Annotated in this window: 21 protein-coding genes; 11 read left to right on the top strand and 10 right to left on the bottom strand. The window is 64.0% G+C overall.

Translation table 11 applies throughout. The annotated features are described in order from the left end of the window. Positions 1–9: 9 nt before the first annotated feature. Positions 10–474 (bottom strand): cyclic nucleotide-binding domain-containing protein, encoded by a 465-nt coding sequence (locus ABMA59_RS11125; RefSeq protein ID WP_349005412.1) that lies wholly within the window; start codon positions 472–474, stop codon positions 10–12. Positions 475–513: 39 nt separating this feature from the next. Continuing rightward, complete coding sequence (locus ABMA59_RS11120; protein WP_349005411.1) at positions 514–3228, bottom strand: ABC transporter transmembrane domain-containing protein; 2715 nt, start codon at positions 3226–3228, stop codon at positions 514–516. Positions 3229–3384: 156 nt separating this feature from the next. Between ABMA59_RS11120 and ABMA59_RS11115 the strand changes: the two genes are divergently transcribed. Beyond that, complete coding sequence (locus ABMA59_RS11115) at positions 3385–4056, top strand: class I SAM-dependent methyltransferase (protein ID WP_349005410.1); 672 nt, start codon at positions 3385–3387, stop codon at positions 4054–4056. Between the two features lie 24 nt (positions 4057–4080). Here the strand turns inward: ABMA59_RS11115 and ABMA59_RS11110 are convergent, their stop codons facing one another. The 4 genes from ABMA59_RS11110 to ABMA59_RS11095 are packed head-to-tail and all read right to left on the bottom strand — an operon-like array spanning position 4081 to position 7842. After that, positions 4081–4251, bottom strand: coding sequence for a hypothetical protein (locus tag ABMA59_RS11110; protein ID WP_349005409.1), 171 nt, complete (start codon positions 4249–4251; stop codon positions 4081–4083). Further along, positions 4248–5387, bottom strand: a complete 1140-nt coding sequence (locus ABMA59_RS11105) for a glycosyltransferase family protein (RefSeq protein WP_349005408.1) — start codon at positions 5385–5387, stop codon at positions 4248–4250. Before ABMA59_RS11105 ends, ABMA59_RS11110 begins: the two co-directional genes overlap by 4 nt. Next, complete coding sequence (locus ABMA59_RS11100) at positions 5384–6616, bottom strand: glycosyltransferase family 4 protein (protein ID WP_349005407.1); 1233 nt, start codon at positions 6614–6616, stop codon at positions 5384–5386. The genes ABMA59_RS11105 and ABMA59_RS11100 overlap by 4 nt, the downstream gene beginning before the upstream one ends. A gap of 14 nt (positions 6617–6630) precedes the next feature. After that, positions 6631–7842: a glycosyltransferase family protein gene (locus ABMA59_RS11095; protein WP_349005406.1), complete on the bottom strand. Its 1212-nt coding sequence runs from the start codon at positions 7840–7842 to the stop codon at positions 6631–6633. Between ABMA59_RS11095 and ABMA59_RS11090 the strand changes: the two genes are divergently transcribed. The 7 genes from ABMA59_RS11090 (at position 7822) to ABMA59_RS11060 (ending at position 14985) form a co-directional block, all read left to right on the top strand. Further along, entirely contained in the window at positions 7822–8169 is a 348-nt protein-coding gene (locus ABMA59_RS11090; protein ID WP_349005405.1) for a hypothetical protein, read from the top strand. The genes ABMA59_RS11095 and ABMA59_RS11090 overlap by 21 nt on opposite strands. A gap of 50 nt (positions 8170–8219) precedes the next feature. Further along, positions 8220–9257: a BMP family protein gene (locus tag ABMA59_RS11085; protein WP_349005404.1), complete on the top strand. Its 1038-nt coding sequence runs from the start codon at positions 8220–8222 to the stop codon at positions 9255–9257. 206 nt (positions 9258–9463) lie between these two features. Then, positions 9464–10954, top strand: a complete 1491-nt coding sequence (locus ABMA59_RS11080; RefSeq protein WP_425475905.1) for an ABC transporter ATP-binding protein — start codon at positions 9464–9466, stop codon at positions 10952–10954. A 228-nt stretch (positions 10955–11182) separates the two neighbouring features. After that, complete coding sequence (locus tag ABMA59_RS11075) at positions 11183–12232, top strand: ABC transporter permease (protein WP_349005402.1); 1050 nt, start codon at positions 11183–11185, stop codon at positions 12230–12232. Positions 12233–12428: 196 nt separating this feature from the next. Beyond that, positions 12429–13370 (top strand): ABC transporter permease, encoded by a 942-nt coding sequence (locus ABMA59_RS11070; protein WP_349005401.1) that lies wholly within the window; start codon positions 12429–12431, stop codon positions 13368–13370. Next, positions 13367–14650, top strand: a complete 1284-nt coding sequence (locus ABMA59_RS11065) for an amidohydrolase family protein (protein WP_349005400.1) — start codon at positions 13367–13369, stop codon at positions 14648–14650. Before ABMA59_RS11070 ends, ABMA59_RS11065 begins: the two co-directional genes overlap by 4 nt. Positions 14651–14730: 80 nt before the next feature. Further along, entirely contained in the window at positions 14731–14985 is a 255-nt protein-coding gene (locus ABMA59_RS11060; RefSeq protein ID WP_349005399.1) for a hypothetical protein, read from the top strand. A 44-nt stretch (positions 14986–15029) separates the two neighbouring features. Here the strand turns inward: ABMA59_RS11060 and ABMA59_RS11055 are convergent, their stop codons facing one another. The 3 genes from ABMA59_RS11055 to ABMA59_RS11045 form a co-directional block, all read right to left on the bottom strand. Next, a complete protein-coding gene (locus ABMA59_RS11055) occupies positions 15030–15521 on the bottom strand; it encodes a CAP domain-containing protein (protein WP_349005398.1) in 492 nt (163 codons plus the stop codon). A 10-nt stretch (positions 15522–15531) separates the two neighbouring features. Next, on the bottom strand, positions 15532–16161 hold the full coding sequence (locus tag ABMA59_RS11050; RefSeq protein ID WP_349005397.1) for a CDGSH iron-sulfur domain-containing protein: 630 nt from the start codon (positions 16159–16161) through the stop codon (positions 15532–15534). Positions 16162–16233: 72 nt separating this feature from the next. Next, positions 16234–17112, bottom strand: coding sequence for a phosphotransferase (locus ABMA59_RS11045; RefSeq protein WP_349005396.1), 879 nt, complete (start codon positions 17110–17112; stop codon positions 16234–16236). Positions 17113–17284: 172 nt separating this feature from the next. Here ABMA59_RS11045 and ABMA59_RS11040 point away from each other — a divergent pair, with 172 nt between their 5' ends. Together ABMA59_RS11040 and ABMA59_RS11035 are read left to right on the top strand one after the other, a co-directional pair. Beyond that, complete coding sequence (locus ABMA59_RS11040; RefSeq protein WP_349005395.1) at positions 17285–18049, top strand: DeoR/GlpR family DNA-binding transcription regulator; 765 nt, start codon at positions 17285–17287, stop codon at positions 18047–18049. Positions 18050–18096: 47 nt separating this feature from the next. Beyond that, the gene (locus ABMA59_RS11035) at positions 18097–19020 is read left to right on the top strand and encodes a LysR family transcriptional regulator (RefSeq protein WP_349005394.1); all 924 of its coding nucleotides are present in this window, start codon (positions 18097–18099) and stop codon (positions 19018–19020) included. Here the strand turns inward: ABMA59_RS11035 and ABMA59_RS11030 are convergent. After that, positions 18962–19453, bottom strand: coding sequence for a helix-turn-helix domain-containing protein (locus ABMA59_RS11030; RefSeq protein WP_349005393.1), 492 nt, complete (start codon positions 19451–19453; stop codon positions 18962–18964). The two genes, ABMA59_RS11035 and ABMA59_RS11030, sit on opposite strands and share 59 nt — an antisense overlap. Before the next feature lie 75 nt (positions 19454–19528). Here ABMA59_RS11030 and ABMA59_RS11025 point away from each other — a divergent pair, with 75 nt between their 5' ends. Beyond that, a complete protein-coding gene (locus ABMA59_RS11025) occupies positions 19529–20371 on the top strand; it encodes a class I SAM-dependent methyltransferase (protein ID WP_349005392.1) in 843 nt (280 codons plus the stop codon). Positions 20372–20396: the final 25 nt, after the last annotated feature.

Raw genomic sequence — 20396 nt, 5'->3', positions numbered from 1 at the left:
ATGCGGGCGCTAGGAATTTGCTTGCCTCGCTTTGCTGCGTGCTGCCGTCAGCTCAGCCGTCGTATGGCTGAGGCGGTCGGCCAGCACCTTGACGATCTCCACGGTCATCTCGGGAAACTCGGTGAGCAGCCGCAGGAAATGATCCTTGCGGATACGCAAGGCTTCCAGCGGCGTCGACGCCCGCACGGTGGCGGTGCGCGACACGTCGCACAGGATGGCGATCTCGCCGACGATCTCGTTGGGCTCCACCTCGGCGACCTTGATCTGCCCTGTGGAAGAATCGACGATGATGTCGGCTTTCCCGGAAAGCACGACATAGGCTGCGTCGCCTTCGTCGCCCTGATGGAACAGTGTCTGTCCCTCCTTGTAGGAGACACGATCCGAGGTGAACGCGAGCAGCTTGAGCTTTGCCGGCGCAACGCGGGAAAACAGCGGAACTTTCCGCAGCATTCCTACCTCGTCGTTCAGCAGCATGACCATTCACCCCGAAAGATCATCGCACAACCTGGGCTCCTATGCCAACAACCGTGCGAACGTACCGTTTTTCGTCGTTAGAGTCTCGTGTGTTCCATCTTCCACAAGCTCGCCTGCGTGGAAAACGATTACCCGCTCGAACAGGTTCGCGAGATGCGGGTTCGGCAAAACCCAAAGGATTGCCGGATTGCGTCCATCCCGTGTTGCCTCTTCGAGCACGTTCTTGGTGACCACATCCTGCGACCGCTGGTCGAGTGCGGCAAGCGGTCTATTAAAGATAAGAAAGTCGGCGTGTTTCAACAATGCTCGCGCGACATCGAGCTTTTGCCGCTGCGCGCCCGTCAAACGCCGCCCCCCGACGCCGACATTGAAGTCCAGTCCGATGTCGAGCACCTCGTCATGCAGGCCGAGCGTGTCGAGCAGTTCGCGGATCAGGGAACGGATGCGCTCCGGCCCGTCCGGCTGGTTGTGCGCGATACGTCCGAACAGCATGTTGTCGCTCAGTGACGCCGCGGTCGTGTATTTCTGCGGGTCGTAACGTTCGATGGCGCCTTCCAGTTCCTTCGGCAGGCCGTCGTAGAAGCGCTGGCGCGCCGCGACGATCTTGTCCATCAGTTCCGGCGTCAGCAGGCCGAAGCGGTGGCGAGGCTCGATATAGGCAAAGGACAGCTTGATGATCTTTGCGCGGTCGTCGTCGGACGCCGCGTCGAAGGGCCGGCCGCGCAGGCGCTGCAGCAACTGTGTATATTCCGGAATGTCCTCCGCCGTCATGAAGGCAAGCTGCTGGAAGAACGGATGGTCGGGCGGCAGGTCGGCGAACAGCTCTATCGCGTTGTCGGCGATCTGCAGGCCCATCTGGTAGAGCGTCTCCGCCAGGCCGTCCTGCCTCAGCACCGACCGGAAATAGGCGTTGCCCGCCAGTTCCGTGCCGGTCAGCTCCGGTCCGGTCGCGGCGCCGAACAGGAGGTTCTCGCCGACGGTTGCCTGGGTATTGTATTCACCGGGCTCGAACGAGGCGACAAGGTCGCTCAGTCCTTCATCGTCGAGCCTCTTGCGCAACGCCTCACGTACCTCGACGATGCGCGCGGTGATTTCCGGATGCAGCCCGGGATCGATCCGCGCACGCAAGCCGAGGTCGAGGATGTCCTGCGACAGCACGACGGCGTCGAGCACCGGCCGGATCGCGTGATAGAGATCGGCTGGTCCGGTTGCGCCCGCCGACGCGTAGTCGATCCAGTCGCTGTTGATGTCAAAATGCGGGTTGCCGGCGTTTCTTGCCTCAGCGATGGCCCAGCGGCGTTGTGCCGCCTTGGCGCCTTCATAAGTGATCTCGGTCAGCGGCGCGTGCTTCAGCCCGTAGAGAAGATTGTCGCGCAGCGAGCCTTGGAACAGATAGGATTCCGAGGACGCATAGGCGATGCGGCGTCCGGTGATCGATTCCGGTACGTCGAGCAGGTCGCTGCCGCCGGCGGTAATGCGGCCGGATTCCGGCCATATCAGCCGGCTGAAGGCTTCCGCCAACGCCTCCGCGCCGCTGGCCGCGGTGCCGACCACGGCAACTTTTTCGCCGGGGTTGATCTGCACGGTGACGCGGTCGAGCAGCCGTGCGCCGCCGTCGTCGGTGAGCGAGAGGTTGACCGTGCTCAGCGCGTCGCCGATCGGTGCGATGGGCTCTATGGTCAGCGTCTGCAGCTTCGGGTCGAGGATGGTTTCGACGGTGAACTGCTCGACCACCTGCGCGTATTTGACCTGCACGTCCTGGCGGTTCTGGTCCCAGTCGATCAGTTCCTTCAGCGGGCCGGGGAGGTCTTTGTAGGCGTTAATGACGGCGACCAACTGGCCGATGTCGAGCCGGCCCTGCAGCGCGAACCAGCCACCGACCAGGTAGAAGAGGAACGGCGTGACCTGTGCCAGGAAGTTGTTGATGAACTTGACCAGGAACTTCCACTGGTAGAGGTCGTAACGGATCTTGAAGATGGTGCCGAGCCGGTCGGCGATGTCGGCGCGTTCGTAGTTCGACGTGTCGTTGATGTGGATGGCGCCGATGCCGTCGACGATCTCGCCGACGCGGCCGGACAGCGCGCGCGCCGTCAACTGACGTTCGCGGCCCAGCCGGATCAGCCGCTTGCGCATCTGCGGGATGATCACGAGCTGGATGCCGACGATGACCGCGGCGATCATGCCCAGCCAGAAGCTTTGCAAAATGATGAAGATCAGCGCCGTCAACGCCTGGCCGCCGAGTTGCGCGGGGGTGACGAAAGCGTCGCCGATGAAACCGCCGAGCGGCTCCACCTCGTCCTTGACCATGGTCGCGACTTCAGCGGCCTTGACACGCTTGAAGTGCCCGGGCGGGAAGCGCAGCACACGGTCGATCAGCTCGAAGCGGATGCGGCGCAGCATACGCTCGCCGAGCCGACCCTTGTAGGTGTTGATGTAGAGCTTGAAGATGCCGTTGACGATAACCAGCCCCAGGAAGATGAGGCTCAGGCCGACCAGCGTCTGGGTACGGTTGAACTGAAACCCGTCGAACAGGTGGAACGAGCCGAGAAGCGGCACGTCGATATCGATTGCCATGAAGGGCTGCGTAGCCCCCGGGGTCTCAAAACCCTCGCCCTGGATCGGCCCGTTCACGATCTGCTTGGGCAGGTCGAACGACATGAAGTAGGGGATCATCGACAGAGCGACGACGAAGACGATCCAGAGTTGCTGCCGCCAGGTATGGATCCAGATGTAGCGGGCGAGGCTTCTTTCCATGGAAAGTCAGCGCGCCTCGTGCCCGAGTGGGCGGCACAGCGGACCATGCGCGTCGAAATTGCCGGCCGCCGTCAGTGACTGGTGTAACTGCATGAATTCCGTCTGAAACGTCTTTGGATTGCTTCCCCGTCCGCGCCAGCCTACAACAGCCGCATCATGGACGCTACCCAGGCCCGCTACGCTGATGAAGATTGGCATGAACATGCTTTCGACCTTGCGCGAGGCATAGCCGTCTATTGCGGCAGTCCGCTCGTCAAGGGTCTGTCGAGAGTTATTTCACGCCACCCGGAAGCCGATATCGGCAACGCCTTCAACCACAAGCAGGTCGCGTGCAAGATGTGGGCACGCGACAGGCTTTTTGAAAGGGTCGGCGAGGTTTTCGGCGAAATATGGATCGTTGGCGGCTGGTACGGCGTGCTTGCCGCCATGCTGCTCGATGACGCACGCTTCAAGATCGGCTGCATCGAGAACAGCGACATCGATCCCGCGGTCGGCGAGATCGCCGAAACCCTCAACCATGCGCATGAAGAGCGGTTCCGGGCGGTGACGGCCGACATGTACAAGTTGGACTATGCGGCCCGCCGGCCCGATCTCGTGGTCAACACGAGTTGCGAGCATATTCCCGACATTCGCTCGTGGCTCTCCTTGATGCCGAAGGGCACGCGGGTGCTGCTCCAGTCGAACAACTACTTTGCCGAGCCTACGCACATTGCTTGCGTGGCATGCCTCGACGCTTTCGGCGAGTTGGCGGGGCTGTCGCATATCGATTACGCCGGCGAACTGCCGATGAAGAAGTATACGCGCTATATGCTGATCGGGCGGGTTTAGACGGAGCGGATTTTCAGGCGACCTTCATGGATATTCGCGAGTGGCAAATATCTCAGCGAGTTCGTGCCGCAGTTCCTTGAATGCTTCCTCGCCGTCTTCCGAGAGGCTGGCTATCCCCTCATCCCAAAGCTTGCCAACTTCTCCAATTGCCCGGCGGTGACGGCCTGACGAGTCGTCATTTTCGCGTCCGGTCATAACAGCGTCCTTAACAGCCTTGCCGCCCCGCTGGCGCCATCGAGATCGAGCGCTGCGGCCGGTGGCTTCGGCAGAGCCAACGCGTCGGTGATCGCTTCGGCCAGCAGCCTGCCGGTCAGGCCTAACTCGGGTAGGGCCGTTGCCAGCCCCATTACCTCAAGCCGCTCCGCGCGTGCCGTCTGTTCCGTCTCGCCACCGGCGCTGAACGGCACTAGCAGCGATCGGCAGCCGGCCCTAAGTACATCGCACACCGTATTGTAGCCCGCCTGCGACACCGAAAGTTCCGCGCCCGCGAGCAGGCTCGGAAAATCCTCGCGGAAGCGGAACAGTTTTAGGCCCGGCGGCGCTTTGTCACAAGCTGCGTCGTAGGCAGTCTGCGGCAGGTTCGGGCCGGTGATCAGCACCCAGTCGCGTACATCCGGCAGAATCCGTGCCGCCTCAACCCCAGATTTGACCAGGTCCGCGCCGGCCGCGCCGCCTCCGGCGGAAATCAGCACCTGAAATCTCTCTAGAGGCTTTGCGGGCGGAGGCGCGGCCACCAACCCGGTGTAGGCGATCGGCGGCTGGATTTCGGCGGCGAGCGGGAATGTATCTTCCAGCCGCGCGAATTTCGGGTCGCCGTGAATCATGACGAGGTCGAAATGCGCATTCAGCAGTTCGACCGTCTCCTCGTTGCGTCCGGGTTTCACCCGTTCCTGCAGCAGATCTCGAACCGACGTCACCAGTTTCGGCCGGGGTCTCATTACGGCGATCGCGTCGAGCAGAGGTAGGAGCTCGAATCGCACCTGCCTGCGCCCGAACGGGAACGCCTCGATGACAACGATGTCCGGCTGTAGCTCGTGCAGCGTCTCGATCAACAGATCGCGCCGGTAGGCCTTGAAGGCGTCGTCGACCACATTTCCATCGGCTTCGATCAGGCCGGAAAACGCCTCCGAAGCCGAGGTCACGGCCGGCAGCGCGACGTGGTGGATTTGCGGCGGCGGAAAGCCGCGCACCGGCGGGCCGCCGGTGACCATCGTCACGGCAAAACCGTCGTGTCGCAGCGCCGCGGCAACCCTGCTGGCCCGCGCGAGGTGGCCGATGCCCAGCAAGTGCTGGACATAGAACAGAATTTTGGGCTTGACGCCGTCGCTCATCGCCATTCGCGCTCGAACAAATCGACGAGCTGGTCGATGCTTGCATGATGGTCGAAATGCGCACGCACGCGGTGTTCCGCGGCGTTCCCGAGCCTTTTGCGCAGGCCCGGGTCGCGGATGGCGCGCTCCAGCGCCCCTGCCAGGGCTTTTGCGTCCTTCGGCGGCACAAGCAAGCCGTTTTCGCCGTCGGTGATCAGTTCCGGAATGCCGGAGATGGTCGTCGAAATACAGGGCAGCCGCTGACTGGAGGCCTCGACCAGCACGTTCGGCAGCCCGTCGCGGTCCCCGTCGTCGGTGACGCGGCAGGCCAGCGCGAACAGGTCGGCGCTGCGGTAGTGTTTCAGCACTTCCTCCTGCGCCATCGCGCCTTTCCAGTCGATGCGCTTCGAGATTCCCAGTTTTTCGGCCAATGCCTTGAGTTCGGGCAGTTTTTCACCTCCGCCGATATGCTCGAACCGCCATGCGATGTCTTTTGGCAGCAGCGCCAGCGCCTCTAGAAGAATGTCGTAGCCCTTCTTCCCGACCGCCCGGCCTACACTGACGATCATCACCGGTTTTGCGGGATCCGACCCCTCGGCATCCCCGCGCTCGCCGTCGAACGGTCCGAACCGGTCGAGGTCGAGCCCGTGATAGCTGAGATGCACGTGCTCCGGTTCGTTCGCCAGCGATTGCAGATGCTCGAAGCCGGAATGTGTGCAGGTCACTACCCACTGCGCACAGGCCAGTTTCTGCTGCAATTCCCAATCGGGCGAGGTCCAGATATCCTTCGCATGAGCCGAGCAAGTCCAGCCTATCCCTAAGACTTTGCTGGCGTAAGCCGCCACCGAGGCAGGCGTATGGATGAAGTGGGCGTGCAGCCACTCCGCGCCCTTCGGCCATTCCGCCGCCAGCACAAGGGCCTGTCCGAAGCGCCGAAAACGGTTGCGGGTCAAATCGCGCGTCAGGTCCGAGGCGAAACGCCCGAAGGCCCCCCAAAACCCCGGGCGGAACAGGCCGAGCAGAAAACCCTTCGCGACGCGCAGTGGCTCTTCATGAAGATATTCAGGCAGATAGACGACAGGCGCCTTGATCTCGCCGTGCACCGGGTGGTGCTTCTTGTCGGTTGGCCGGCGCATCGACACCAGCACCAGATCGAGCCCGGCGCGCTCCAGCCCGCGCAGTTCCTGCGCGATGAAGGTTTCGGACAGCCGGGGATAGCCCTTGAGCAGGACGACGGTCTTGCGGCGCATGAAGGGCTCGGACGCTAACCTTCGACCACGGACAGATGCGCGGGCGGCTGTTCGCCGAGCCAGTTCTGCACGATGCCGGAAATGTTGGCGAGGCCTTCGAGCCTGAGGTCAGGGCGCGATTTCGACGGCGGCGGACGGTTGGGAAGCGCTTTCAGCGCGGCGGCAAAACGCATGGAATTCTCCGCCTCCTCGGGCATCAGCATGTCGATCAGGCCGAGTTCGGAGGCACGCTGGGCGCGGATCAGTTGCTCCTCACGCGGCACCGTGCGCGGCACGATCAGCGCCGGCTTGTCGAAGGACAGGATCTCGCAATAGGTATTATAGCCGCCCATGGCGACGACGCCCTTGGCTCCGGCGATAAGCTCTTCCATCCGATTGTCGAACTCGCGGATCTCGATGTAGGGGATCGCGGCCCCTTTCGCCATCAGCCTCTGCCGCTTCTTGGCGGGCATGTAAGGACCGAGCATGATCAGCGCCTTGTGGGTCAGCGTCGGGTCCTGCTGATAGGCGTGAATGACGTCGTGGATCAGGTCGGCGCCATCGCCGCCGCCTCCGGTGGTGACGAGGATGTAGTCGCCATCCGGGCGATGGCCGGGGGCCTCGTCCTCATGCGACAGGCTGCGCTGCAGGAACCCGACGAAATTCATCTTGGACCGCACGGCCTGCGGCACGTCGAGGCCGGTCAGCGGGTCGTAGAAATCCGGCGGGCCGTAGACCCAGATCGTGTCGTAGAACAGGCCGATCTTGCGCATCGTGTCGCGCCGCGTCCATTCGGCGTCGAGCAGGTGCGGCGCGTCCAGCACCTCGCGCAGGCCGAGCACCAGGGTCGTGCCGCGCGTCTTCAGATAGGCCAGCGTGTCCTCGACCTCGCCGCGCAGGCCCATCGGCTCCTTGTCGACGATGAAGATATCCGGCTGGAAGGTCTCGGCGGTGGAGCGGATGATCGAGCGCCGCATCTCCAGCGTTTCCTGCAGGTCGATATGGCGTTCCAGAGAGGTGTATTCGCCGTTCCGCAGCTTGATGACGCTGGGGATCTTCACGAAATCGACGCGCGCCCGGTAGTCGAACGCGCCGGCGATCTGCGCCCCCGAAATGATCAGGACATTGAGACCGCGAAAATCCTCGACCAGCGAATGCGCAATCGTCCGGCACCGCCTCAGGTGGCCGAGGCCGAACGTGTCATGGCTGTACATCAGGATACGCGCATGTTCGAAGCGCCGCATCATGCCGGTGTCACCTTCGGTTTGCCTTGCGGCGTTCCGCTCCCAAACGCCCGTCTACCCTATACGCAGGCGGCGGACTGGTCCATGCCTTCGTCTTTCGAAAGCGAAAACGCAAGGACCTTGGTCGATCCGGTAGAGCGCGCCGACCTCGTATTGCTCGCCTCTTTTGCAGTGCGGCAAATGCGCCTTGGCGTGGGCGCGGCAACCGCCTGCGTCAAAGTGCGCGAGCGTTGCGGTGTCTCGCAGGCACCAGCGAAATCCGGTGGGGAAAGGCGAAAGCGACCGGATTGCCGGGCTGTGGAAATTCGCATAACGTTTACCAAACGATAAAAAACGGGATCAGTTTTCAAACCTGAAGCCTGCCAACCAGAGGTGGTCGAATGCCCAATAAATTCTCGCCCCGGACCCCGTCCGGGTTGTCTCGCCGTACCATGTTGAAGGCCGCCGGCGCGGGCGCCGCGCTGTCGGTCGTCTCGGGCCTGCCGAGCCGGCTGTTCGCCCAAGAGAAGCTCAAGGTCGCGGCGATCTATACCGTGCCTTTCGAACAGCAGTGGGTGAGCCGGCTGCATAAGGCGGCCAACGCCGCCAAGGAGCGCGGCGACATCGAATACGTCGCCACCGAGAACGTCGCCAACACCGACTACGAGCGCGTCATGCGGGAGTACGCGGAGGCAGGCAACAAGCTGATCCTTGGCGAGGTTTTTGGCGTTGAGGACGCCGCCCGAACGGTTGCCAAGGACTATCCGGACGTCGCCTTCCTGATGGGCTCGAGCTTCAAACCCGACGCCGCGCTTCCGAATTTCTCGACCTTCGACAACTATATCCAGGACGCCTCCTATCTCAGCGGCATCGTCGCCGGGGCCATGACCAAGTCCAAGAACATCGGCATGGTCGGTGGCTATCCGATCCCGGAAGTGAACCGGCTCATGCACGCCTTCATGGCCGGTGTGAAGGAAGTCGCGCCCGACACGAAATTCCAGGTCGCCTTCATCGGCTCGTGGTTCGACCCGCCGAAGGCCAAGGAGACGGCCTTCGCGCAGATCGACGGCGGCGCCGACCTGCTCTACGCCGAGCGGTTCGGCGTGTCCGACGCGGCCAAGGAGCGGAAGGTGCTGGCGATCGGCAATGTCATCGACACGCAGGCCGACTATCCCGAGACCGTCGTCGCCTCGGCGCTCTGGCACTTCGAGCCGACGCTGGACAAGGCGATCGCAGCCGTCAAGGCCGGCAGCTTCAAGGCGGAGGACTACGGCGTCTATTCCTTCATGAAGGAAGGCGGCTGCTCGCTCGCCCCGCTCGGCACGTTCGAGGGGAAGGTTCCGGAAGAGGCGAAGAAACTGGTCGCCGAGAAGGAGAAGGCGATCAAGGACGGGTCGTTTACGGTTGAGATCAACGACAGCGAACCGAAGTCGAGCTAGCGCTGTTTTCCCTCCCCCTTGAGGGGAGGGTGGCGGCGAAGCCGCCGGGTGGGGTCGGTGCGGCCGCGCTCGGCCTCTCTTGTTGCGTTGACATATCAAAACAAGGACGCCGAGCACTGCCGCAGCAACCCCACCAGACGGCTTCGACGCCACCCTCCCCTCAAGGGGGAGGGGGAGGCCGCGAACCTGTCCTCCGCCTCGAAAACATTACAAAACGTTTCGGCGCGCTGACCGCTAACGATTCCATCTCCTTCGACCTCGCCAGGGGCGAGATCGTCGCGCTGCTCGGCGAGAACGGCGCCGGCAAGACAACGCTGATGAACATCCTGTTCGGCCACTATGTCGCCGACGAGGGCACGGTCGAGGCGTTTGGCAAGCGGCTGCCGCCCGGCGATCCGGGCGCGGCGCTGGGGGCTGGCATCGGCATGGTCCACCAGCATTTCACGCTGGCCGAAAACATGACCGTGCTGGAGAACATCGCTCTGGGCACGCAGTCCATGTGGCGGCCGCGCTTCGACCGAACCGAGGCGCGGCTGCGCATCGGCCGGCTGGCGAGCGATTTCGGTCTGGCGGTAGACGCCGGCGCGCTGGTCTCGGCGCTTTCGGTCGGCGAGCGCCAGCGCGTCGAGATTTTGAAGGCGCTCTATCGCGAAGCAAAGATCCTCATCCTCGACGAACCGACCGCCGTGCTGACGCCCGCCGAATCCGAGGCGCTGTTCAAGACGCTGAAGCTGCTGGTGAAACAAGGGCTGTCGATCATCTTCATCTCGCACAAGCTCAACGAGGTGATGGCCGCCAGCGACCGGGTGATCGTACTGCGCGGCGGCAAGATCGCCGGCGAGCGCCGCGTCGCCGAAACGACGCGCGCCGACCTCGCGGCGCTGATGGTCGGCCAGGAGCCGTCGCTGCCGCCAATCGTCGACGTTCCCTTTGGCGGTCGCATGCTGGTGCTGGACGAGGTTTCGACCGGCGGAAAGAGTTCCGGCGCACCGCTCGACCGGGCGTCGCTGATATTGAAGGACGGCGAGATTCTCGGATTGGCGGGCGTCTCCGGCAATGGCCAGGCGGCCCTTGCCGCGCTGCTTTCGGGCAGCGAGCCGGCGACATCCGGCACCATCACATTGGCCGGCGAGCAGCGAGCGCAGTGGTCGACGCTGGAAGCGCTGGACCTCGGCATCGGCCGCATTCCCGAGGACCGTCACGCCATCGGCACGATCGGCGACATGACGGTGGCCGAAAACCTAATCCTCGAAAGCTATCGCTCGCCGCGTTTCTGCCATCGCGGGTTTCTCGACTGGGACGCCGCGCGCGCCTTCGCGGAAGAAATCATCGCGGACTATGACGTGAAATGTCCGTCGCCGGATGCGCGAATCCGCCTCTTGTCCGGCGGCAACATGCAAAAATTGATCCTCGGCAGGGCGCTCGACCCCGAGCCGCGCATCATCGTGGCCAACCAGCCGACGCGCGGGCTGGATGTCGGCGCGGTGGCCTATGTCCACGGGCGGTTGATCAAGGCACGTGACCGCGGCGCGGCGGTGCTGCTGATTTCCGAGGATCTGGAGGAGATCATGGCGCTGTCGGATCGCATCGCGGTGATCTCGAAAGGCCGTATTTCCTCCGTTGCCAAACGCGGCGAACGCACGATCCGCGAGCTTGGGGAACTGATGGCGGGACACGGGCTGGAGGTGGCGGCGTGATGACGTTGGCGCCCCGTCACACCCCCCTCTATCCTGCCGGACATCTCCCCCTCAAGGGGGGAGATTGGCTGGCCGCCTTGGCTTCGCCAGCCTTCGACGGTGCAGAGGAAGCGCGGGTGGCGGAACTGCCAATCTCCCCCCTTGAGGGGGAGATGTCCGGCAGGATAGAGGGGGGTGCTGTCCCGTTGGCGTCATCGCATTCTTGTCTATTGCAAGAAGCCGCCGTCCATGCGCCTTGAGCCCAAACCCGCGCCGTCGCTTGCCGCGACGCTGCTTTACCCCATTGGCGCGGTCGTCGCCACGCTGGGGTTCTCAGCGTTGCTGGTTCTGGCGGCGGGAGCCGATCCGCTGTCGGTCTTCCAGCTTGTGGCGCGGGGCGCGGCCGGTTCGCAATTCGCGCTGCTCGAGACCCTGACGCGGGCCACACCGCTGATTTTCACCGGCCTCGCCGTCGCCGTCGCCTTCCGCGCAAAGCTCTGGAACATCGGCGCGGAGGCTCAGCTTTATATCGGCGGCGTCGTCACCGTGGTCCTCGGCAGCGGCCTGCTGCCCTTGCCGCCCTATTTGCTGCTGCCCGTCATCGCGGTCGCGGCCATGCTGGCGGGCGCGCTGCTGCTGCTCGGTCCGGCGCTGCTAAAGACACGCTTTGGCGTCGACGAGGTGGTCACCACGCTACTGCTCAACTTCATCGTGCTGCTGTTCGTCTCCATGCTGCTCGAAGGTGTGCTCAAGGACCCGACCGGACTCGGCTGGCCGCAATCGCGAAAAGTGATCGAGGCGGCGCAATTGCCGCGCATCATCCAGGGCAAACGGCTGCACTATGGTTTCGTGCTCGCAATTGTCTCCGCCGTCCTGGTCTGGATCATCATGAAGAAGACAGCATTGGGTTATGAAATGCGCGCGGTCGGCCATAACCCGGACGCGGCGCGCTTCGCTGGCATTCCGGTCAACCGGGTGCTGATGAAGACCGCCCTGCTGTCGGGCGGACTGGCGGCGCTCGCCGGCTTTTCGGAAGTCGCCGGCCTGAAGGGCAACCTGACGCTCGATCTGTCGCCCGGCTACGGTTACTCCGGCATCGTGGTCGCCATGCTCGCCATGCTCAATCCGCTTGGCGTGGTCGCCGCCGCCATCTTCGTCGCCGGCATTTTTGTCGGCGCCGACGCCATGAGCCGCTCGGCCGGCGTGCCGAGCTACATCGCCGATGTGATGGTCGCCACCGCGCTGCTGACCATGGTGGTGGCGATCCTGCTGTCGCGGTTTCGGGTGCGGTGGAGGTAGGGATGAAGCGCGCCAGCTTAACCCTCCCCCTTGCGGGGAGGGTCGTCGAGAAAACGGAGCGAAGAGGAGTTTTCGAGACGGGGTGGGGTCACTTCAGAATAGAGCACTGCCGCACTGACCCCACCCCGTGTCGCAGAACCGCGCGTGCCGCGCGGATTGCTCCGCGACCCTCCGCTCAAGGGGGAGGGTAAGGCCGATGCAAGCCTTCGACGTCTTACTCACCGCGTCCTTCTGGGTCGCCGCGATCCGCATCGCCTCGCCGCTGATATTCGCCACCATGGGCGAGTTGATCTGCGAGCGCGCCGGCGTGCTCAACCTCGGCATCGAGGGCATCATGACCGTCGGCGCCTTTACCGGCTGGTTCACCGTCTATTCCGGCGGCGACCTTTGGACCGGCGTCGCGGTGGCGGCCGTGTCCGGCGCGCTGTTCGGCCTGCTGCATGCGCTGCTTACCGTGCCGCTCGGCCTGTCGCAGCATGTGGTCGGCATCGGCATCACCCTGCTTGCCACCAGCCTGACCTATTTCACCTACCGGCTGGTGCTCCCCGAAGTCACCTCGCCGCCGAAGATCGAACCTTTTGCGCCGCTGCCGATCCCCGGCCTCTCGAAAATCCCGATCATCGGCGAGGCGCTGTTTACGCAGACGCCGCTGACCTATCTGGCCCTCGCCAGCGTGGCCGTCGTCGCCTGGGTGCTCTACCGCACGCCGCTGGGCCTGGCGCTGCGCGCCGCCGGCGAGAACCCGTCGGCAGTCGAGGCGCAAGGCATCTCCGTCAGCGGCATCCGCATCGGCGCGGTGATGGCCGGAAGCGCGCTGATGGCGGTTGGCGGCGCCTTTCTCACCATGTCGGCCTTCAACTCGTTCTTCTTCGAGATGATCAACGGGCGCGGCTGGATCTGCATCGCGCTGGTGGTGTTCGGCTCGTGGCGGCCGGGCAAGGCGCTGATCGGCGCCATCCTGTTCGCCGCCTTCGACGCCTACCAGGTGCGGCTGCAGCAGATCAGCGGCGGCATCGTGCCCTACCAGATCTTCCTGATGATGCCCTACGTCCTGTCCATCCTCGCGCTCGTGCTGGTCGCACGCAGGGCGACCTATCCGAGAGCACTGATGATCCCGTACCAGAAAGGCGAAAGATGACATTTGATCTGATCGTCAGGGGCGGCACGCTCGCCGATGGCCGTGTCGCCGACATCGGCATTTCGCGCGAGACGATAACCGCCATCGAGCCGCACATCGAGGCGGACGCCGGCCGCATCATAGATGTCACCGGGAATCTCGTCTCTCAGCCCTTCGTCGATCCGCATTTCCATATGGACGCGACGCTCTCCTACGGCATCCCGCGCATCAACGCCTCCGGCACGCTGCTGGAAGGCATCGCGCTGTGGGGCGAGCTGAAACCGCTGCTGACGCATGAGGCGGTCAAGGAGCGGGCGCTCGCTTACTGCGACTGGGCGGTGTCGATGGGTCTTCTCGCCATCCGCACCCATGTCGACACCTGCGACGACCGGCTGCTCGCGGTCGAGGCGCTGCTCGACGTGAAGAAGACTGTAGCGCCGTATCTGGACCTGCAACTCGTCGCCTTCCCGCAGGACGGGTTTTATCGCGATCCGACTGCCCGAGCGAATACGATCCGCGCGCTCGACATGGGCGTTGACGTGGTCGGCGGCATCCCGCATTTCGAGCGCACGATGGAGGGCGGCCGCCGCTCGGTGACCGAGCTTTGCGAGATCGCCGAAAAGCGGGGGCTGATGGTCGATGTCCATTGCGACGAGACCGACGACCCGATGTCGCGCCATATCGAGCAGCTTGCCTACGAGACGCAACGGCTCGGTCTGCAGGGCAGGGTGGCAGGCTCGCACCTTACCTCCATGCACTCCATGGACAATTATTACGTCTCGAAGCTGCTGCCGATGATCGCCGAAGCACAGGTTTCGGCCATTCCCAACCCGCTGATCAATATCGTCATCCAGGGCCGCCACGACACCTATCCGAAGCGGCGCGGGCTGACGCGCGTGCCGGAAATGCTGAAGCACGGCATCCGCGTCGGCTGGGGCCAGGATTGCGTGCTCGACCCGTGGTATCCGCTCGGCACCGCCGACATGCTCGATGTCGCCTTCATGGGCCTGCATGTCGCGCAACTGACCAGCCCCGCCGACATGGCGCATTGCTTCGACATGGTGACCAAGGTCAATGCCGAGATCCTCGGCCTCGACCATCTCGGGCTGGAGGTAGGCAAGCGCGCCAGTCTCGTCGTGCTCGACGCCGGCAACCGCGTCGAGGCGCTACGCCTGCGCGCGGAGCGGCTTTGCGTGATCTCGCGCGGCAAAGTGGTGGCCGAGCGCGAGAAGCGGGCGACGCGACTAGCGCTCGCCGGGCGTCCCGCAACGGTAGAGCGGCGGCATACGCCGTCGGCCTGACCAAAGGGCCGCATCGATCCCTCTTCCTCATCCAAATAAAGTATACTATTCAATTCATGTTTCGAATGAGGAGAGCCGCCATGTGGCGTAAGGCCCTGATTGTGGCGGGCATTGTTGCCCTGTGCTCCGGCTGCATGACGGCGGAGCAGCAGCGCGCCGCCGACGAGGACAAATGCCGCGGCTACGGGTTCCGGGCGCGCACAGACGCCTTTGCCGAATGCCTGCAGCGCATCGACCTCGCCCGCAGCGCACGGCGTTACGATTCCGATTTTGATCCCTGGGGCGGTCCGGTTGTGGTCTACCGGCCGATGCTCGTGCCCGCGCAGGCGGATTGATTTCCTGAATTGAAGCGCGCTCGGGCGGCTTTCCGGTGGGCTTGTCAGCTTGCCAGCACCAGCGCCCAGTAGCGCCGCTGCGGATTGGCGGCCTCGCGCACATAGGCCAACCCGAATCGCGAGAAAGCGGGATCGAGCATGTTGCGGCGGTGGCCGGCGGAATTCATCCACCGCGAAAACACCTCCTCCGGGCCCATGTCGCCGAAGGCGACGTTTTCAGCCGCCGCACCCCGAACGCCGTCGGCGCGCATCCGGGACACGAAATCCTTGCCCCAGCCGGTGGTGTGCGCCATGCGCCCGCTGCGCGCCATGTATTCTGCCTGATGCAGTGCCGCCTGCCCTAGCGTCGGGTCGGCCGACAGCGGCGGCAGGCCATTCGACGAACGGATTTGCGCGAGATAGCTCTGGCCGGCTGACGAGGCGACGGCGCCTTCGCCGATGTCCAGAACGGTGCTGCGGCAACCCGACGCCGTTAGGCCGAGCGAGATCAGGCTTGCCGCCAGGAACCAGCGGCGATCGATTGAGATACTTTTCATGCGGCGGGCGTTATCCGACGAATCCCGCCGCTTTATGGCTGCCGTCGCAAAATGGTTTGTTCTGCGAATGCCCGCATCGACAGAGGAAGGTGCGCGTGACTCGGTCGATCGTGTGGCCGGTGCCAGAGACGATCTCCAGATTGCCATCCAGCCGCAGCGGACCGTTCGGCTGCGGCGCGGCCTTCACCGGCCCGTTGCGAGCGGCAAGCGGCTGCGATTCCTTGACGGCGGGTTCGCCGGTAGCGGTGAAACCGGCTTTCGTGTGGCTGCCGTCGCAAAACGGCTTTCGGGCCGACGCACCACAGCGGCAGAGCGTCGCTCGCAGCACCGTCTCGCCGTCGATCACCATCTCGGCATTGATCGCCAGCGGCCCGTTTTCGCGGATGCGGACGGTGTTGACCACCGGCGGAGCTTCCGCCGGCCCGCCGTCCTTGCGGCGATAGGTGATGGCGCCCGAGGGGCAATTCTCCGCAACTCGCACGATTGTCTCGGCGGACGCGGCGTCGGGATGGATCCATTCGCCGGGAGCGTTGGGCACGAACACCTCTGGATGCCCGAGCACGCAATTGCGGGAATGGATGCATTTTTTCCCGTCAAATCCGACGTCGATCGTCGTTCCTTCCACGAAATGCGTGGCCATGGGTGCGCTCCTCAGCTTGGTGAGAAGCAGACTATCACGGTGCGCCGGATCGTTAAGCGCAAATCGGCGCTACTATCCAAAGCTCGAACGATAGCGCTCCAGTACGGCATCCACCCGCTCAAGATTCTCGGCCGTGTAGGCGACGTAGTCGACGCCGGGGGCCTTCATATGCAGTTCCGACACGAGCCCCCACATCGCTTCGCGCAGCAGCGAGGCGCATTGCATGGCGGCATGCGCGCGCCGAAGCGGCTGATCGGGCTCCGCGCCGAAGTAGAGCGACAGCAGGGCAGCGGCTTCCGGCTCTGACATGCCGGCGTTGGATGCGATGCCCGCCAGGTCGAACATCGCCGTGTTGAAGCCGGCATATTCGAAGTCGATCAGCCAGAGCTTTTTGCCGTCGTCGAGGAAGTTGGCCGGCAGCAGGTCGTTGTGGCCGAAGACGATCGGCAGCGGTTTTTGCGCGGCCTCCAGTTCGTCGGCGAGCGACAGGAAACGCGGCAGTTCGCTTTTCATCCGGCTGCCGCCGGTCTCAAGCGTTCGCGCATAATCGCGCAGCACATGAAAGACCCAGAACATGAAGCCGGCGCCTGAAACATGCTTGGGCATCTCCTCGTGGAAGCGCCTTATCAGCGGAGCGATCCGCGGCGCGTTGGCGCGGACGTCGTCGCCGTTGAAAGTCTTGGCACCGAGGAATTCCGTCACCATGATCCCTGGTTCGGCATAACGCACCTCCGGGCCGAATCCCGCTGCATGGGCGGCGCGCGCCGCCATGATCTCGCGCTCGCGAAAAACATGGTGGAAAGGGAAGTCGCGGCCGATGCGCGCCACGTGTCTGCCGCCCGATTCGGTGATAAGGAAACTTTCGTTGCTGAGGCCGCCTTTAAGAGGCTCGATCGTTATCCGGCTTTTCCACAACGGCAGTGCGCGGATGCGGTCTTCGGTGGCGCTCATGCCTGTCCTTTTCTGGCTGTGTGGCGCGACTTTCTTTCGCTGCTTCCGTCGAGTCAATGAATGGCGTGGCTATTTCTGTGTTTTTGCCTGAAAACGTGCCGGGTTTATTGTCATAAGGCGGTTATTCGCCTAAGAACCGGTCAGGGGAAAAATTCGCGACGGCGAGACACGCATGAATCACTCGAAGCGCCACGGGGAAATCCTCCGGCTTGTGCAGGAAGCCGGCACGATCACCATTGCCGATCTCGCCGCCAAGCTTAACGTCTCACTGGAAACCGTGCGGCGCGATGTGAAGCCCCTGACCGGCGACGGCTCGGTGCTGAAGATGCATGGCGCGATCGGACTGCCGGCACTGGCAGGCGAGGCGCCGTTCGAGCGCCGTATGCGCGAGAACGCCGACGCCAAGCGGGCCATTGCCAGGGCGGTTGCCGCTACGATCAACGACGGCGATTCTGTCATGCTCGACACCGGCACGACCACCAGCTTCCTCGCCCGCGAATTGCTTAGCCACCGGCGCTTGACCATAATTACCAATTCCTCCGACATCGCCCGTACGCTGGCCACCGTCAACGGCAACAAGGTCTATATGGCCGGCGGCGAGTTGCGCAGCGATTCCGGGGCTGCCTTCGGCGGTTCGGCGGTGGATTTCGTCAGCCGCTTCAGCGTCAATCACGCGGTGATCAGCACCGGCGCCGTCGACGCGGTGATGGGTGTGATGGATTACGACCTCGAAGAGGCCGAATTCGCGCGCATGGTGCTGACGCGCGGCGCGCGGCGTGTCGTCGTTACCGACCACACCAAATTCGGCCGGCAGGGGTTGGTGCAGGTTTGCGGCTTCGACGGTTTCGGCGAAATCGTCACCGACCGGCTTCCGCCGCGCGATGTCGGACACGCCATCGACAAGGCCGGCGCGAAGCTGACCATCGCATCGATGTAGGACGCTCCCGGCTTTCCAACTCAGCGGTGCCGGTGTCTATTCGGCGGATGGCGTTCACTCTGAGGCAGTTGCGGTTTTTCGTGGCGGTGGCCGAGCAAGGCTCGGTGTCGCGCGCCGCCCAAAACCTTTCGATTTCGCAATCCTCTGTCACCGAGGCGGTGAAGGAACTTGAAGGCGACCTCGGCGTCGAATTGTTCGACCGTCATCCGCGCGGCCTGACCATTACCCACAAGGGTCACCAGTTCCTCCGCCACGCAACAAAAATCCTTGCCGACGTCTCGGATGCGCGGCGCACCTTTTCCGGCCACCAGGAGCGCGGCGGTGGAAGCCTTCAGCTTGGCGTCACCTCGCTGGTCGCGGGTTATGTGCTGTCCGACCTGCTGGCGCGATACCGGCGTGGTTTTCCGGGTGTGGAGATTGGCGCGATCGAGGACAATGGCGACTATCTCGAACATCTTCTGGTGGGCGGCGAACTCGACGTCGCGGTGATGGTCATATCCAACCTCCGCGACCGCATGGCCTTGCAAGCGGAGATCCTTGAAGTCTCGCCCTATCGCCTGTGGCTGCCGCTTGGACACCCACTGTCCAGCGCCGACATCATCGGCATCAACGACATCGCCGCCGAACCGCTGATCATGCTGACCGTCGACGAGATCGAGGAGAATACCGGCAAGCTGCTGGCGGCCCTCGGCGCCCGGCCGCACGTCGCCTTCCGCACGCGCTCGGTCGAGGCGGTGCGTAGCCTGGTCGCCACCGGAGCCGGCATCGCACTGCTTCCAGATCTCGTCTACCGGCCGTGGTCGCTGGAAGGCGACCGCATTGAATCGCGCGACATTTCCGGCTCGCTGCCGGTCGTGCAGGTCGGCATGGTGTGGCGGCGCGGGTCCGGCCTGACGGAAGCCGCCCGCGACTTCATCGGCGTCGCGCAGAGCCAGCGGATGGTGCGGCGGCTGGGAGGGCAGGCGCGATAACCTGCTCCGCCTTGAAGGTTTGCTTCGGCGGCTGCTCCAGAGCGCCGGCGCCGGCCAGCCGCAGCATGCGGCGGAATGTCGGACACTCCATCAGGCTCGGCGCCGGACATGCCGCGGCATGGCGCAGCCCCTCGCGCATCGCGATGAGCCGCTCAATCGTCTGGTCGAGTTCCTCGGCTTTCGCCGTCAGCAGCGCACGGTCGAAGCTTGGCCTGCCGTCGGCCGCCAGCATGTCCCTGATCTCGTCCAGCGAGAATCCGGAGGCGCGCGCAAGGGAGATCAGGGCCAGGCGCTCGAAGATGCCGGGGTCGAACAGCCGCTTGAGGCCGCGCCGGCCGACCGATGCGACGAGCCCCTTTTCCTCGTAGAAGCGCAGCGTGGACGCCGGCACGCCGGACTGGCGCGCGACCTCGACGATATCCGGATCTTTCACTCTTGACCTCAAGTTGGCTTGAACTCGTAGACTGCTTCAAACCATCAAAGCAATCAACCTCGAAGGAAAAACCCGATGTCGGATATGTTGCCCAATCGCGATCAGACTGAACTGTGGAACAAGGGCAGCGGCGAAGCATGGGTCGATATGCAGGCCCTGCTCGACCGTCTGCTGGAGCCTTTCGGGCGGCTCGTGGTCGACGCCGGTTATCCAGGCGAGGGCGGTCATGTCCTCGACATCGGCTGCGGCTGCGGCGCCACCACGCTGGCGATGGCGCGCCGCGTCGGCGGGTCCGGCCATTGCGTGGGGCTGGACATTTCGCATCCGCTCGTTTCAGCCGCGAGGAAGCGCGCAGCCGCGGAGAATGTTGCGAATGCAAGCTTCGTCGAAGGCGATGCGCAGGTCCATGCACTCGAACAGGAATCGTACAACGCCGTGATCTCGCGTTTCGGCGTCATGTTCTTCGACGATCCCGTGGCCGCGTTCGGCAACATCCACCGCTCTGCGCGCCCCGGCGCGAAGCTCGCCTTCGTGGCATGGCGCAGTCCGGCCGAGAACGAATTCATGACGACGGCGGTTCGTGCGGCCGCTCCGTTGCTGCCGCCGATGCCTGCGCCAAATCCGGATGCGCCTGGGCAATTTGCCTTCGCCGATAAGTCTCGGGTGACGTCGATCCTGGAGGCGAGCGGCTGGTCGAAGGTCGAACTCCAGCGAGCAGAGGTGGAATGCCAAGTGAGCGAGGACGATCTGATGACCTATGTCACCAAGCTGGGACCGGTCGGCAATGCTCTGAGGGAGGCGGATCAGCCTACGGCAGAAAAGGTGACCGCGGTGTTGCGCCGGGCGTTTGCTCCGTTTGTCGACGTAGGCATCGCACGGTTCACCGCCGCCTGCTGGCTGGCCACGGCGCGGGTGTGACGAGGCCTGTCATGCCTATCGGGAA

The sequence above is a fragment of the Mesorhizobium yinganensis genome, from assembly GCF_040081985.1.
In the GTDB taxonomy this organism is placed as follows: domain Bacteria; phylum Pseudomonadota; class Alphaproteobacteria; order Rhizobiales; family Rhizobiaceae; genus Kumtagia; species Kumtagia yinganensis.
This window is presented reverse-complemented; position numbering and strand designations above follow the sequence as displayed.